The following is a 13,949-nucleotide window of genomic DNA, read 5'->3' as shown; positions in this document are numbered from 1 at the left end:
CGCTCCCGGCCCTTCCCACGTTGCGCGAGACACCACCGCCCTATGTCATCGACCGTCCGCATAGCGCTCGACGTCATGGGCGGCGACCATGGCCCCGACGTGGTCCTTCCGGGCGCCGAGGTCGCGCTGACGCGCCATCCCGACATCCGATACCTGCTGTTCGGTGACGAGACGCGCATCGCGGCGATTCTGGCCCGGTATCCCCGCCTCGCCGCCGCGAGCACGGTGGTGCACACCAGCGTCACCGTCGAAATGGATGACAAGCCCAGCCAGGCGCTGCGCAAGGGCCGCAAGGTTTCGTCCATGTGGCGCGCGATCGACGCGGTGCGTACCGGGGAAGCCGATTGCGCGATTTCCGCCGGCAATACCGGCGCGCTGATGGCCATGGCCAAGGTGAACCTGAAGACCATGTCCGGCATCGCCCGCCCGGCCATTGCCTGTCTGTGGCCGACCATGCGCGGGGAGAGCGTGGTGCTGGATGTCGGCGCCACCATCGGCGCCACGACGCAGCATCTGGTCGACATGGCGGTGATGGGCGCGGCGATGGCCAACATCGTGCTGGATATCGACCGGCCGACCGTGGGTCTGCTGAACATCGGCGTCGAGGAAGTGAAGGGCGTCGAGGAAGTGAAGGAAGCGGGCACCGCGCTGCGCGAGATGGCGCTTCCTGTTCTGGACTACCGGGGCTTTGTCGAGGGCAACGATATCGGGCGCGGCACGGTCGATGTCGTGGTGACCGAGGGTTTCTCCGGCAACATCGCGCTGAAGACCGCCGAAGGCACCGCCAAGCAGGTGTCGGATTTCCTGCGCGACGCGATCAGCCGCAGCTTCATGGCCAAGATCGGCTATCTGCTGGCGCGCGGCGCGTTCCGCTCCCTCAGGGAGAAGCTCGATCCGCGCAAGTCGAATGGCGGGGTTTTCCTCGGCCTGAACGGCGTGGTGATCAAGAGCCACGGCGGCACCGATGCCGAAGGCTTCGCCTCGGCGGTCGATATCGGTTACGACATGGTCCGCTACGACTTGCTGTCCCGCATTGCCGCGGGAATTAACGGACGTCCGCGACTGAGCACCAGTCGTGAAGCGGATGTCCCGGTTTCGGACGAATTACAGGTTTCATCGTGAGTGTTATCCGTTCCGTGGTGCGCGGCGTCGGCGCGTATCTGCCAGCCCGCACCCTGACCAATGCCGACCTCGCCCTGATGGTCGACACCTCGGATGAGTGGATCGTCCAGCGGACCGGGATTCGCGAACGCCACGTCGCCGCCGACACCGAGTTGACGTCCGACCTCGCGCTTGCCGCGGCGCGCGCCGCGCTGGCGAATGCCGGCATGGAGCCGGGCGAGATCGACCTCATCATCCTGGCGACCTCGACGCCCGACAACACTTTTCCCGCGACCGCGGTGAGCGTGCAGGCTGGGCTCGGCATCACCCATGGCGCGGCGTTCGATCTGCAGGCCGTGTGCTCGGGCTTCGTGTTCGCGCTCGCCACGGCGGATAATTTCATCAAGTCCGGTGCCTATAAGCGGGTGCTGGTGATCGGCGCCGAGACGTTCTCGCGCATTCTCGACTGGTCCGACCGCACCACCTGCGTGCTGTTCGGCGATGGCGCCGGCGCGCTGGTGCTGGAAGCGTCCGAGAGCGAGGGGGAGCAGCGCGGCGTGCTGACGACGCACCTGCGTTCCGACGGCCGCCACAAGAACAAGCTCTATGTCGATGGCGGCGTCTCCTCCACCAAGACGGTCGGTTATCTGCGCATGGAAGGCCGCGAGGTGTTCCGCCACGCTGTCGGCATGATCGCCGATGTGATCGACGACGCGTTCAAGGCGACGGGCGAGAATGCGGGCTCGATCGACTGGTTCGTGCCGCACCAGGCCAACCGGCGCATCATCGACGCCAGCGCGGTAAAGCTCGGCATCGCGCCTGAAAAAGTGGTCATCACCGTCGACAAGCACGGCAATACCTCGGCGGCCTCGATTCCCCTGGCGCTGGCCGCCGCGCATGAGGACGGGCGCATCAAGACGGGCGACCTCGTGCTGATCGAGGCGATGGGCGGCGGATTCACCTGGGGCTCGGCGCTAATCCGCTGGTAATGCGCATCTTCCTCGCGATGCGGCGTTGACCGGGTGAGGTTGGCGCGCCTACTTTGAGGTTTGGTTAGAGTTACGGTTGCAAGGAAGCGGAGACGAGCAATGGCGGGTCGTACCATCACGCGCGCGGATCTGTGCGAGGCCGTGTACCAGCGTGTGGGTCTGTCGCGTACGGAATCGGCGTCGCTGGTCGAAACCGTGCTGTCGGAGATCGCCGATTGCGTGGCGCGCGGGGAGACCGTGAAGCTCTCCTCCTTTGGTTCCTTCGTCGTGCGCCAGAAGGGCGAGCGCGTCGGCCGCAACCCGAAGACCGGCGAGGAGGTGCCGATCGCACCGCGCCGGGTGATGGTGTTCAAACCGTCCAATATTCTGAAGCAGCAGATTAACGGCGCCCCGACCGAATCGTGAGCGCCCGGCAGGAGCAGCCGACCGTGGAGAAAGGCCCTGACGCCTTCCGCACGATCAGCGAGGTGGCCGAGGATCTCGACCTGCCGCAGCACGTGCTGCGTTTCTGGGAAACCCGCTTTCCCCAGATCCGTCCGCTGAAGCGCGGCGGCGGGCGGCGCTATTACCGCCCCGACGATATCGAGCTGCTGCGCGGCATCCGCCACCTGCTCTATTCGGAAGGCTATACGATCCGCGGCGTACAGCGCATCCTCAAGGAAGAAGGGCCGCGCTACGTCCAGGCGATCTGGCGTGATGTCGAAGCGGCGGCGATGGAGGAGGTGGCGTTCGAGGAGGACGACGCCGAGCGCCTCGCCCATGACCCGGTCGACGCCGGCCATCCGGGACGCGGAAGGGACGATGAGCCGCCGCGCGGCGGTGCGCTGACAGGCCTGCTCAACCTGCTGCCCTCGCGTCCGCGCGAGGCCGAGCCGGAGTTGTCGGCACGTCGTGGCTCCAAGCGTCGCGGAGGCGACAGCGAGCCGGACTATCTCGAACTGCCCCTGTTGCCGGACCTCGCCCCGCAGAACCGGCCGCCGCGTGACATGCCCGAGCGCACGGCGGTGGAGCGCGCGCCCGCGCCGGTCGACGTGCCGCCGCCGGAAGCACGCCAGGAGCCGCGTTCGGCCTTCCCGTTCCGCGCCGTCGCGCCGGAAACCGCGCCGGAGGCGGACGAGGATTTCGCCGACGACTACACCGAGGACTACACGCCCGAACCGGTGCGTGCCGAGGTTGCCAGTCCGGAGACGGCGCCGCGCCCGATGCAGCTGCGTCCGGTCGACGATCCCTTGGAATCGGCCGCGTCGGGGCTGTCGGCGGACCAGGTCCAGCGCCTGAAGGCGACGCTTTACGAGCTTCAGGAGTGCCGGCGCCTGCTCGACGCGGCGCGCTCGCGGAACGACTGATCCCACCTCTCGAGGCGCCCTGAAAACGCGAAAGGCCGCCCCGAGGGGCGGCCGTTCACAGTGTCCAAGCCCCTCTCGCGGCCGGTCAGTCGACGACCGCGATTTCCACCTTGGCGACACCGCGCTTGCGGAAGCCGAGGATTTCGGCGGCCGAGGTCGATACATCGATGATGCGGCCGCGCACGAACGGGCCGCGATCATTGATCCGCAGCACGACAGAACGTCCGTTCGAGACATTGGTGACACGCACCTTGGTGCCGAAGGGCAGCGAGCGATGCGCCGCCGTCATCGCCTTGGCGCTGTGGCGCTCGCCATTCGCGGTGCGGCCGCTATAGCCATAGTAGGAGGCCATTCCGCTCGTCGCGACTTCCGCCTTCTTACCGGCCAGCGCCGCATCCCCGAAGGCGACGAAAACGGCCCCCGTCGCGAACGCCGCGACGACGACCCGTCTCATTCCCCAAAGCTTCAATAACCTCGTCCTTATCCAGTTGCATCCCGTGGAATGCAATGGAAAGGAAATATGGCCTCGGCATCACGATAATGTGGCTGGAAGGGGAAATCATTCCCGGACGGGGCAGGCAATTGATGCCGCGCGCCGTGAGTACAGCCTGATCTATTCTGGCCGCGACCGCAAGATGAGAGCCTCGCATTTTGCTTGGATATCATCGCTCTACGCAACGGCGCGGGCCGCATGCGTGCGGGACGTGAGTACCTGCCGGCGCGGCGCGGGACATTGTTGTCGATGCCGCTTCGGCAGGTTCTTGGCGGAAAGCCGCAATGGATTTCGGCGCGTCCCCAGTGCTATGCAACGGGCGGAATTTGCCGACGGAAGCGGCCCGATCGAAGCGGCCCAGGAGTTGATGACATGACCAAGAGCAGCGCAGCCATTGGGGCGAAATCAGTGGCCGCGGAGGTCGCCGAGGTGATGCGCGCGGTCGGCGTGCCCGATGCCAGCTGGCGCAATGGCACGCGGGCGACGCGCTCGCCCATCACCGGTGAGGTCATCGCCCATGTCGCGGAGGCATCCGGCGACGATGTTGCCGGTGCGGTCGCGCGCTCGGTGGCCGCTTTCGAGGCCTGGCGCACGGTGCCCGCCCCCCGGCGCGGCGAGCTGGTGCGTCTGATCGGCGAGGAACTGCGCGCCCACAAGGCGGAACTGGGTCACCTCGTGACGCTGGAGGCGGGCAAGATCGTCTCCGAGGGTCTCGGCGAGGTTCAGGAGATGATCGATATCTGCGACTTCGCGGTCGGTCTCTCGCGCCAGCTCTACGGCCTCACCATCGCCTCCGAACGTCCCGGTCACCGGATGATGGAGAGCTGGCATCCGGTGGGGCCGGTGGGCATCATCACCGCCTTCAATTTCCCCGTCGCGGTGTGGTCCTGGAACGCGGCGCTGGCGCTGGTCTGCGGCAACAGCGTGCTGTGGAAGCCCTCGGAGAAGACCCCGCTCACTGCGCTCGCCGTGCAGGCGCTGTTCGAGCGCGCGGTGCACGCCTTTGGTGGCGCGCCGGAAGGGCTGTCGCAGCTGCTGGTCGGCGGTGCCGATGTCGGTGCGGCGCTGGTGGACGATAGCCGCGTGCCGGTGGTGTCGGCCACGGGCTCCACGCGCATGGGCCGGATCGTCAGCGAGCGCGTGGCGCGGCGTTTCGGGCGTTCCATTCTGGAACTGGGCGGCAACAACGCCGCGATCGTCTGCCCCTCGGCGGATCTCGATCTCGCGCTGCGCGGCATCGCGTTCGCGGCGATGGGCACGGCAGGCCAGCGCTGCACCTCGCTGCGCCGTCTCATCGTTCAGGAAGGGGTGAGCGACGGCTTCGTGCCGCGCCTCGCCAAGGCCTACGGCTCGGTGAGCATCGGGGACCCGCGCGAGGCCGGAACGCTGATCGGCCCGCTGGTCGATGCCGCCGCCTATGAGGGCATGCAGAAGGCGCTGGAAGCCGCCCGCGCCGCCGGAGCCACGATCCATGGCGGCGAGCGCGTTCTCGCCGACGTCTGGCCCGACGCCTATTATGTGCGCCCGGCGCTGGTCGAGATCGACGAGCAGGTCGAGATCGTCACCCACGAGACATTCGCGCCGATTCTCTACGTGCTGCGCAGCGCCGGCCTTCCCGAATCGATCAAGCTGCAGAACGGCGTGCCGCAGGGGCTGTCGTCCTCCATCTTCACCAACGATCTGCGTGAGGCCGAGGCCTTCCTCTCGGCGGAAGGCTCTGACTGCGGCATCGCCAATGTGAATATCGGCCCGTCCGGCGCCGAGATCGGCGGCGCATTCGGCGGCGAGAAGGAGACCGGGGGCGGACGCGAGTCCGGCTCGGATGCGTGGAAGGCCTATATGCGACGGGCCACCAACACGATCAATTTCTCCCGCCAGCTGCCGCTCGCTCAGGGTGTTTCGTTCGACGTCGAGGGCTGATCCGGCCGCCAGACGCTCACCACCTCTTCGAGCGACGGGCGCGGCCGGTCCGCGCCCACGCCCGAAGGGCGTCCGATATGGATGAAACCGGCGACCCTTTCCCCCGGCGCCACGCCGAGAAGGGCCGCCGCCTCATGATCGCGTCCCGGCCATTTCAGCAGCCACTGGCTGGCAAAGCCGAGCGCGGTGGCGCCGACGGTGAGCGCCATGCCGGCGGCGCCCGCGGAGAGCACCTGGTTCCACTCCGGCACCTTCGCCGCCGGGTCAGGCCGGCTCACCAGCACCACCGTGACGGGCGCGCGCAGCATGTAGAGCGTCCACATGTCAGCCTTGGCAGGGGGTAGCTCCGGGTTCTGCCGCGCATAAAGGGCGTCGAGCCGTTGGCCCAGTTCGCGCCGGGCCTCGCCCTCGACCACGATGAAGCGCCAGGGCGCGAGCCGGCCGTGATCCGGCACGCGTGCGGCCAGACCCAGCAGGCGCGCCAGCTCCGCCGGCGTCGGGCCGGGCTCGGCAAGGCCGCGCAGCGGGGATGAGCGCCGCGATTCGAGCCGGGCCAGCATGGTCTCAAGCGGCGCGATCCACAGCGGCTCCGCCGGAGGCGCGCCGGAAGGCGGGGCAGGGTGGCTGTGATGGTGTTCCGGTCGGTTCATGGCACCTCTCCTCGCTTACTATACCGCGTGTGCCCGCCCATGACCGGGCCGACGGCATGTTTCGCGAGGGGCTTGCCGGAACGGCGCGCCGATCTAGTTACCTGCCATCGGTAGCGCAGTGACAGGTGCGGGATGGTGGGTTCGCGATGGCACATGCCATGAGTTTTCTCATTCGAATCGTTTTCGCCGTCGCCGCCTGCGCGATCATGGTCGTGGCCGCCGTGCTGCTGGTTTACGCCCCCTACAGCGCGATCGAGGAGAGCCTGAGCGGCGGGCGGCCGGTTTCACACACGCTTTTCTCGGCGGTCGGCTACCTTATCGTGGCCATCGCTCTGTTCGATGTCGCCAAATACTTCTTCGAGGAGGAAGTGCCGGCCCAGCGCGAACGTCGCACCGCGGCCGATGCGCGGCGAGGCCTGACCAAGTTCATCTCCACCATCATCATCGCGGTGTTCCTGGAGGCGCTGGTGCTGGTTTTCGAGACCTCGCGCGAGAATGTGTCGGATATCGTCTATCCGGCGCTGCTCATGGGGGCGGGTTGCGTGACGCTGATCTCGCTCGGCCTGTTTCAACGGCTGAGCGCATCTGTGGAGAAAGACATCGGTCCGGAACCCGAGTCCGGTACAGAGCCGCCTTTGATGGACAGTAATGAGCCCGGCCCGCTTGCGTCCGGTCCGGCAAATCGCTAGACAGACCTCGCCCAACGGCGTCGGAGCGTAGCGCAGCCTGGTTAGCGCACTAGTCTGGGGGACTAGGGGTCGGAGGTTCAAATCCTCTCGCTCCGACCAATCTGCCTTGGTGGCCATTTTCCTGAAATGAGATATTTGCCGCGGGACGGACGCGCCGCAAGGCGTGCCCTCCCGTGATGGCGCTGGCGTGACACGTCGGATCGCACGCGGCGCACGGCGCGTTTAACGCCCTAGAAACCACATTGGCTGCCTAATGGGGCCATGTTGGATGAGCGCCACAACGCCGAGAACGCCGTACCTCCGGGAGCGCCCGACGAGGCGTGCCGGCTGTCGGATGGCGTGGCTCCGTGCACGCAGCGGGCGCGCCGGGCCTCAGTGCTCCAAGGACTCCGGCCCGGAATTGGCTTTGCCCGCCGTCATCTTCTCGCCCCGGTGCTGGCCGGTGCCCTGGTTGCCGGCGCCGCGCATCAGCTTATCGAGCCGCGCTTCACCTCCGAGGCGCGGATCTCCGCCGAGGGGCGCCACGCTGGCACGGCCGCGAGCCGGGCGCAGATCATCGGTTCGCGCGAATTCGCCCGGCAGGTGCTGGCCGATGCCGCGCCCGGCGAGAGCACGCTCGCGGACCGGCTGGTGCCGGACGATGCCGGCCGGCGTCTGGTGGATGCCATTGGTCTTGGCGAACCCGCGGCCTCGCGGGAATCGCTGGCGCTTCGCGCGATCGAAGCGGGCCTGATCGTTCGCCCGCTCGACGATGGAAAGACCGCGATCGGCTTCACCTCGGCCGACCCTCGCCTTTCCGCCGACGTCGCCAACGCCTTCGCTACCGCCTACCTCAAGCTGAGGAAGGAAAAGGCCGCGTTCAACATGGACCCTAACGGGCCGATTTCGACCGCCGCGCGTATCGCCGCCAGCGCCGCGCCCGCCCCCCTGCCGATGTCGCCGAGCCCTCTCGTGCTGGCGCTGGGCCTTGGCCTTGCCGCACTGGTCGGCGGCTTCGGCCTGCAGACGCTGCTGCGCCGGCGCGAGCGGACGGCACCGGTGCCCGAGCCGACCCATATGCCGCTGACCGCGCCGCAGAGCGAAACCCAGCATCTGCCCTGGATCGGCGGCGAGATGGCCGGCGACTATCCCGATGACGGGCACCTGGTGCCGCGCCGCCGGCTGTCGCGCGATGGCGAACTGGCGGACCTTTCCCGGCTGATTGAACTGCGCGGGGATGCGGCCCGCCTGGTGGTGGTGACAGGGCCGACACCGGACGAGGGCATTGCCCGCTGCGCGCTCGCCCTTGGCCGCTCGCTGGCCAGTGCCGGGCGCCGTGTGGTGATCGTCTGCCTTGATGTGACGGCGACACCGCTCGATTCGCTGACCGAGGACCCGCGCGCGCCCGGCCTGACCGACCTGCTGTTCGGGGTCGCCAGCTTCTCCGATGCGATCCATCGCGAAAATGCCTCGCGCTGCCACGTGATTCCGCCCGGACGCGGCGCCCGCGAGGCGGACGGGCTGGTGGCGGCCGACCGCCTGCCGCTGATTCTGGGTGCCCTGATCCAGACCTACGACCATGTTGTGCTGGTCGCCCCGCCTCTCGGCATAACCGAGGGAGCGGCCGATATCGCCGCGCTGGGGCCGACGCTGATCCTCGTCACCCAGCCCGGCGGACCGGCAACGGAAGCCGTGCGCGCCTTCGACAGCCTTGCCGATGCCGGCTTCGGCGACATCGCCATGGTGACGTTCACGGTGCCGGTCTACGGCCCGCCAATGCGCGAAGCGGCGTGAGGCGCGATCAGAGCGGCTCCTAAAGCGTTTCCTGCCGCCGGTCGTGTTTCTGCATCCAGCGCACGAGGACCCCGGCGGGCAGGATCCAGCCAATGCCGAGAATCACATAGGCCACGAACTGCAGGTAGCCGGGCAGGACAGTGACGCGCCCCTGTGCCAGAGCCATGGCGCCGAGGGCCCAGACCAGAACCAGCAGGACCATCAGTACCGTGCCGATGAACTTGCGCAGGCGCGGCGACAGGCCGGAAGAGGCGGCACTCATGGACGGGGCTCCCGCTGGGTGAGGCGGGCACGGGACAAAAAGACCCGTTGCACCCGCGCGTCCGCCTCTATATCGCTCGCGGCGCCGGGGCGGAAGCCGTACGGCCCGCATCGACCGAGGGGGCTCGCGGTCGGCATGGCCCGGCGTGTACGCACGCGGCGCAATCAGGGAGCGCAGTATGGCCCTCGACCAGACAACGGCCCACCACGACGCACGCGCGGCCAGCCGGACGGCAGCGGACCGCATGAGGCCGGTGCGGGTGTGGCTGTACGCCGTGGCGGCGCTGATTGTGCTGATGGTCGTGGTCGGTGGTGCGACGCGGCTCACGGAATCGGGGCTCTCGATCACGGAATGGAAGCCGGTGACCGGCGCCCTGCCGCCGCTCAGCGAGGGCGCCTGGCAGGTCGAGTTCGACAAGTACCGGCAGATCCCGCAATACCAGCAGGTCAACCGGGGCATGAGCCTCGACGAGTTTAAGTACATTTTCTGGTGGGAATGGGGGCACCGCCTGCTGGGGCGGCTTATCGGGTTCGTGTTCCTGATCCCGTTCCTGTTCTTTCTCTGGCGCGGGTTGATCGACCGCGCGCTTGGCTGGAAGCTCGCCGGCCTTTTCGTGCTGGGCGGCCTGCAGGGCGCAGTCGGCTGGTGGATGGTCGCTTCGGGCCTGGTGAACCGGGTGGATGTCAGCCAGTACCGGCTCGCGAGCCATCTGACGCTGGCCTGCCTGATCCTGGCGGCGACGGTCGCCGTCGCGGTGTCGCTGAAGCCGCTGCGCCGGCCCGAGGTGGCGCCGCACTGGCTGCGCGGCTATTCCCGGTTGCTGTTCGCCGTCGTCGTCTTGCAGATTTTCCTCGGCGGGCTGGTCGCCGGCCTCGACGCCGGGCTGACCTACACCACCTGGCCGCTGATGGACGGGCACCTGGTGCCGCCAATCGAAAATCTGCTGGTGCAGCAACCCGTTTGGCGGAATTTCTTCGAGAACGTTCTCACCGTGCAGTTCAACCATCGGCTCGTGGCCTACCTGCTCCTGGCGCTGGCGCTGGGGCACTGGCTCAGCGCCCGGCGGGCGCGGGGCATGGTGGCAAGGCGCGCCCTGGTGCTGCTGGTGCTGGTGTGCGCGCAGGCTTCTCTCGGCATCATGACGCTGATCCACCAGGTGCCGCTGGATATCGCGCTTGCCCACCAGTTCGGGGCCACGATCGTGCTGATCGCGGCCACGGTGAATCTGGTGCGGATCAACGAAGCGACCTGACGGTCGCTCCGGAGGAACTATTCCGCCGCGTTGCGCGGCTTCATGGGCCGGCGCGCCAGCACATCGGCGAGGAAGCGCCCGGTATGGCTGCGCTCGCTCTTGGCGATCACCTCCGGCGGTCCGGCCGCGACGATCTCGCCGCCCCCGTCGCCGCCTTCCGGGCCGAGATCGATCACCCAGTCAGCGGTCTTGATGACTTCGAGATTATGCTCGATCACCACCACCGTATTGCCCTGCTCGACCAGCTCGTGAAGCACTTCGAGCAGCTTGGCGACATCGTGGAAATGCAGGCCCGTGGTCGGCTCGTCCAGAATGTAGAGCGTGCGACCGGTGGCGCGTCGCGACAGTTCCTTTGAGAGCTTCACCCGCTGCGCCTCGCCGCCCGAGAGCGTGTTCGCCTGCTGGCCGACCTTGATGTAGTCGAGCCCGACACGCGACAGCGTCTCCAGCTTCTCGCGCACCGCCGGCACCGCCTTGAAGAAACTCGCGCCTTCCTCGACCGTCATGTCGAGGACGTCGGCGATCGACTTGTTCTTGAAGGTGACCTCGAGAGTCTCGCGGTTGTAGCGCTTGCCCTTGCAGACATCGCAGGTGACGTAGACGTCGGGGAGAAAGTGCATCTCGATCTTGATGACGCCATCGCCCTGGCACGCCTCGCAGCGTCCGCCCTTCACGTTGAAGGAGAACCGCCCCGGCCCGTAGCCGCGCGCCTTGGCCTCCGGCAGGCCGGAGAACCATTCGCGGATCGGGGTGAAGGCGCCGGTATAGGTGGCCGGGTTCGAGCGCGGGGTGCGCCCGATCGGCGACTGGTCGATGTCGATCACCTTGTCGAGATGTTCCAGCCCCTCCAGCCCGTCATGGGGCAGGGGCGGTTCCGAGGCGCCATTGAGCCGGCGCGCGACCGCCTTGTAGAGCGTATCGACGAGCAGGGTCGACTTGCCGCCGCCCGACACGCCGGTGACGGCGGTGAACAGGCCGAGCGGAATTTCCGCGGTAACGTTCTTGAGGTTGTTGGCGCGGGCATTGACCACGCGCAGCATCCGCTTGCGGTCCGGCTTGCGGCGCTTGGGTACCGGCACGGACATCGCGCCGGTGAGGTACTGGCCGGTCAGCGAATTCGGATTGGCGAGAATCTCGGCGGGGGTGCCCTGCGCGACGATCCGCCCGCCATGCACGCCCGCGCCGGGGCCGACATCGACCACATGGTCGGCGGCCAGGATGGCGTCCTCGTCGTGTTCGACCACCACCACGGTATTGCCGAGATCACGCAGCCGCTTGAGAGTGCCGAGCAGGCGCTCATTGTCGCGCTGGTGCAGGCCGATGGACGGCTCGTCCAGCACGTAGAGCACGCCGGTAAGCCCCGAGCCGATCTGCGAGGCGAGGCGGATGCGCTGGCTCTCGCCACCCGACAACGTACCCGAGGCCCGGGCCAGGGTGAGATAATCCAGGCCGACATCGAGCAGGAAGGCCAGCCGTTCGCGGATCTCCTTGAGGATGCGGACGGCGATCTCGTTCTGCTTGTCGGTGAGCTGTGCGGGCAGGGTGCCGAACCATTCCAGTGCATGGCGCACCGACAGCTGAGCCGCCTGGCCGATGTGCTGTCCCGCGATCTTCACGGCCAGCGCCTCGGGCTTGAGCCGGTAACCATGGCAGGCGGCGCAGGGCACCGCGGAGAAATACTTGCCGATCTCCTCGCGCGCCCAGTCACTCTCGGTTTCCCGCCAGCGCCGCTCCAGATTGGTAACGATGCCCTCGAAGGTCTTCGAGGTCTCGTAGGCGCGCATGCCGTCGTCATAGACGAAGCGGATCGCCTCGGTGCCCGAGCCGTAGAGGATGACCTCCTGCGCCTTGGCGGGCAGCTCGTTCCACGACACGGTGAGCTTGAAGCCGTAATGGCGGGCGAGCGCATCCAGCGTCTGGCCGTAATAGGGTGAGGAAGATTTCGCCCACGGCGCCAGCGCCCCCTGCTTCAGGGAGCGGGCCTTGTCCGGCACCACCAGCTCGGGGTCGATCTTGCTCTCATGGCCGAGCCCGTCGCACACCGGGCAGGCGCCGAAGGGATTGTTGAAGGAAAACAGCCGCGGCTCGATCTCGGAGATCGTGAAGCCCGAAACCGGGCAGGCGAACTTTTCCGAGAAGACGATGCGGCGCGCCTCGCCATTGGCTTCCTTCTCGTCGGCGAACTCGATCACCGCGATGCCGTCGGCAAGGCCCAGTGCGGTTTCGAAGCTGTCGGCAAGCCGGCTCGCCATGTCGGGATGCACGACGAGCCGGTCCACGACCACGTCGATGTCGTGCTTGAACTTCTTGTCGAGCGCCGGCGCGTCGGCGATCTCATGGAACTCGCCGTTGATCTTGACCCGCTGGAAGCCCTTCTTCTGGAAATCAGCCAGCTCCTTGCGGTACTCGCCTTTGCGCCCGCGCACCACGGGAGCCAGCAGATAAAGCCGGGTGCGCTCGGGCAGCGCCAGCACACGGTCGACCATCTGACTGACGGTCTGGCTTTCGATCGGCAGGCCGGTCGCCGGCGAATAGGGTACGCCGACGCGCGCCCAGAGCAGGCGCATGTAGTCGTAAATCTCGGTAACGGTGCCGACGGTCGAGCGCGGGTTCTTCGAGGTGGTCTTCTGTTCGATCGAGATTGCCGGGGACAGGCCGTCGATCTGGTCGACATCCGGCTTCTGCATCATCTCCAGGAACTGGCGCGCATAGGCGGAGAGGCTCTCCACATAGCGCCGCTGTCCCTCGGCATAGATGGTGTCGAAGGCGAGCGAGGACTTACCCGAGCCCGAAAGCCCGGTGAAAACGACAAGGCTGTCGCGCGGGATTTCGAGATCGACATTCTTCAGATTGTGCTCGCGCGCGCCCCGGATCGATATCGAACGGGCATCACGGCGCGGCAAAGGCTCCACGCGATCCTTCATTACCGTCTCTTCCACGGGCCCCGGCCGGGCCGATTTTCACGAATTCCCGGCCCGTGTCCGCCACGCGGGCACATCGCCCACGCTGCGGAGACAGCGCCAAACAATCAGCCACGCCCACTCAGGGAAGGCAGGCAATATCCATACGTGCGGCAAACCCGCCCGTGCCGCGCCCGGAAGCGGAGGCGTCAGGACGCGACGCCGGCCCCCCGCAGGGCGATGGCTGCGCAGCCGAGAGCGGCGAGCAGCCCACCGGTTACGGCGAGCAGCGCGCGCCGGATCATCATCTGGCGAGCATCTTCGGCGCGCAGAGCGATAGCGCGGGCGGTGCGGCGGCGGGTGCGCGGATCATTCATGACATTACAAGCTCGGTGATCGTCTCGGTTGGGCTGTCATTAACATAGTGTCGCCTCCGCCCACTGCAAATGAGCGACTCGCGCTCTTGCATCGATCTAGCCACAATGATAGGAACATAACAAGAACAATCATCGGGCGCGAGGTGAGAGGCGGGTGCCGGTCCGCCCCGCGCGCGCCAATGTAGTGGACAAAACCG

The 13,949-nt window shown here is 67.3% G+C and carries 13 protein-coding genes and 1 tRNA gene; 9 read left to right on the top strand and 5 right to left on the bottom strand.

The genetic code is table 11. The features are described 5' to 3' along the window. The first annotated feature begins 42 nt into the window (after positions 1–42). From plsX to G3A50_RS23025, 4 genes are all read left to right on the top strand, one after another. Complete coding sequence (gene plsX, locus G3A50_RS20800; protein ID WP_163077013.1) at positions 43–1,122, top strand: phosphate acyltransferase PlsX; 1,080 nt, start codon at positions 43–45, stop codon at positions 1,120–1,122. Beyond that, the gene (locus G3A50_RS20795) at positions 1,119–2,090 is read left to right on the top strand and encodes a beta-ketoacyl-ACP synthase III (RefSeq protein WP_163077012.1); all 972 of its coding nucleotides are present in this window, start codon (positions 1,119–1,121) and stop codon (positions 2,088–2,090) included. The genes plsX and G3A50_RS20795 overlap by 4 nt, the downstream gene beginning before the upstream one ends. A 99-nt stretch (positions 2,091–2,189) precedes the next feature. After that, entirely contained in the window at positions 2,190–2,495 is a 306-nt protein-coding gene (locus G3A50_RS20790) for an integration host factor subunit alpha (RefSeq protein ID WP_163077011.1), read from the top strand. A gap of 23 nt (positions 2,496–2,518) precedes the next feature. After that, positions 2,519–3,436, top strand: a complete 918-nt coding sequence (locus G3A50_RS23025) for a MerR family transcriptional regulator (RefSeq protein WP_425483426.1) — start codon at positions 2,519–2,521, stop codon at positions 3,434–3,436. Between the two features lie 85 nt (positions 3,437–3,521). Here the strand turns inward: G3A50_RS23025 and G3A50_RS20780 are convergent, their stop codons facing one another. Beyond that, positions 3,522–3,890 (bottom strand): septal ring lytic transglycosylase RlpA family protein, encoded by a 369-nt coding sequence (locus G3A50_RS20780; RefSeq protein ID WP_163077009.1) that lies wholly within the window; start codon positions 3,888–3,890, stop codon positions 3,522–3,524. A 411-nt stretch (positions 3,891–4,301) separates the two neighbouring features. On the opposite strand from G3A50_RS20780, the gene amaB reads away from it, so the two are divergent. Then, positions 4,302–5,849 carry an L-piperidine-6-carboxylate dehydrogenase gene (gene amaB / locus G3A50_RS20775; protein ID WP_163077008.1) on the top strand — a complete coding sequence of 516 codons (1,548 nt, stop codon included), beginning with the start codon at positions 4,302–4,304 and terminating at the stop codon, positions 5,847–5,849. Here amaB and G3A50_RS20770 read toward each other — a convergent pair. Next, positions 5,819–6,499: a nitroreductase family protein gene (locus tag G3A50_RS20770; RefSeq protein ID WP_163077007.1), complete on the bottom strand. Its 681-nt coding sequence runs from the start codon at positions 6,497–6,499 to the stop codon at positions 5,819–5,821. The genes amaB and G3A50_RS20770 overlap by 31 nt on opposite strands. Positions 6,500–6,657: 158 nt before the next feature. Here G3A50_RS20770 and G3A50_RS20765 point away from each other — a divergent pair, with 158 nt between their 5' ends. The 3 genes from G3A50_RS20765 (at position 6,658) to G3A50_RS20755 (ending at position 8,961) form a co-directional block, all read left to right on the top strand. Further along, positions 6,658–7,188 carry a GNAT family acetyltransferase gene (locus G3A50_RS20765; RefSeq protein WP_163077006.1) on the top strand — a complete coding sequence of 177 codons (531 nt, stop codon included), beginning with the start codon at positions 6,658–6,660 and terminating at the stop codon, positions 7,186–7,188. Positions 7,189–7,209: 21 nt separating this feature from the next. Beyond that, positions 7,210–7,287, top strand: a tRNA-Pro gene (locus tag G3A50_RS20760). A 276-nt stretch (positions 7,288–7,563) separates the two neighbouring features. Further along, positions 7,564–8,961, top strand: coding sequence for a tyrosine-protein kinase family protein (locus tag G3A50_RS20755; protein ID WP_246251951.1), 1,398 nt, complete (start codon positions 7,564–7,566; stop codon positions 8,959–8,961). A gap of 19 nt (positions 8,962–8,980) precedes the next feature. Here the strand turns inward: G3A50_RS20755 and G3A50_RS20750 are convergent, their stop codons facing one another. Continuing rightward, positions 8,981–9,223 carry a DUF2842 domain-containing protein gene (locus G3A50_RS20750; RefSeq protein WP_163077005.1) on the bottom strand — a complete coding sequence of 81 codons (243 nt, stop codon included), beginning with the start codon at positions 9,221–9,223 and terminating at the stop codon, positions 8,981–8,983. Between the two features lie 244 nt (positions 9,224–9,467). Between G3A50_RS20750 and G3A50_RS20745 the strand changes: the two genes are divergently transcribed. Beyond that, on the top strand, positions 9,468–10,475 hold the full coding sequence (locus G3A50_RS20745; RefSeq protein ID WP_246252525.1) for a COX15/CtaA family protein: 1,008 nt from the start codon (positions 9,468–9,470) through the stop codon (positions 10,473–10,475). A 17-nt stretch (positions 10,476–10,492) separates the two neighbouring features. Here G3A50_RS20745 and uvrA read toward each other — a convergent pair whose 3' ends face one another. Beyond that, on the bottom strand, positions 10,493–13,399 hold the full coding sequence (gene uvrA / locus G3A50_RS20740; RefSeq protein ID WP_163077003.1) for an excinuclease ABC subunit UvrA: 2,907 nt from the start codon (positions 13,397–13,399) through the stop codon (positions 10,493–10,495). 185 nt (positions 13,400–13,584) lie between these two features. Beyond that, positions 13,585–13,752, bottom strand: a complete 168-nt coding sequence (locus tag G3A50_RS22430) for a hypothetical protein (protein WP_170308654.1) — start codon at positions 13,750–13,752, stop codon at positions 13,585–13,587. Positions 13,753–13,949: the final 197 nt, after the last annotated feature.

Source organism: Ancylobacter pratisalsi, from assembly GCF_010669125.1.
GTDB lineage: Bacteria > Pseudomonadota > Alphaproteobacteria > Rhizobiales > Xanthobacteraceae > Ancylobacter > Ancylobacter pratisalsi.
This window is presented reverse-complemented; position numbering and strand designations above follow the sequence as displayed.

Excerpts from the sequence above, each read along its gene's own strand:
- G3A50_RS20790 (WP_163077011.1), top strand. The coding sequence starts at position 2,190 with ATGGCGGGTCGTACCATCACGCGCGCGGATCTGTGCGAGGCCGTGTAC.
- G3A50_RS20745 (WP_246252525.1), top strand. The coding sequence starts at position 9,468 with ATGAGGCCGGTGCGGGTGTGGCTGTACGCCGTGGCGGCGCTGATTGTG.
- amaB (WP_163077008.1), top strand. The coding sequence starts at position 4,302 with ATGACCAAGAGCAGCGCAGCCATTGGGGCGAAATCAGTGGCCGCGGAG.
- uvrA (WP_163077003.1), bottom strand. The coding sequence starts at position 13,399 with ATGAAGGATCGCGTGGAGCCTTTGCCGCGCCGTGATGCCCGTTCGATA.
- G3A50_RS20780 (WP_163077009.1), bottom strand. The coding sequence starts at position 3,890 with ATGAGACGGGTCGTCGTCGCGGCGTTCGCGACGGGGGCCGTTTTCGTC.
- G3A50_RS20750 (WP_163077005.1), bottom strand. The coding sequence starts at position 9,223 with ATGAGTGCCGCCTCTTCCGGCCTGTCGCCGCGCCTGCGCAAGTTCATC.
- G3A50_RS20765 (WP_163077006.1), top strand. The coding sequence starts at position 6,658 with ATGAGTTTTCTCATTCGAATCGTTTTCGCCGTCGCCGCCTGCGCGATC.
- G3A50_RS20770 (WP_163077007.1), bottom strand. The coding sequence starts at position 6,499 with ATGAACCGACCGGAACACCATCACAGCCACCCTGCCCCGCCTTCCGGC.
- plsX (WP_163077013.1), top strand. The coding sequence starts at position 43 with ATGTCATCGACCGTCCGCATAGCGCTCGACGTCATGGGCGGCGACCAT.
- G3A50_RS22430 (WP_170308654.1), bottom strand. The coding sequence starts at position 13,752 with ATGAATGATCCGCGCACCCGCCGCCGCACCGCCCGCGCTATCGCTCTG.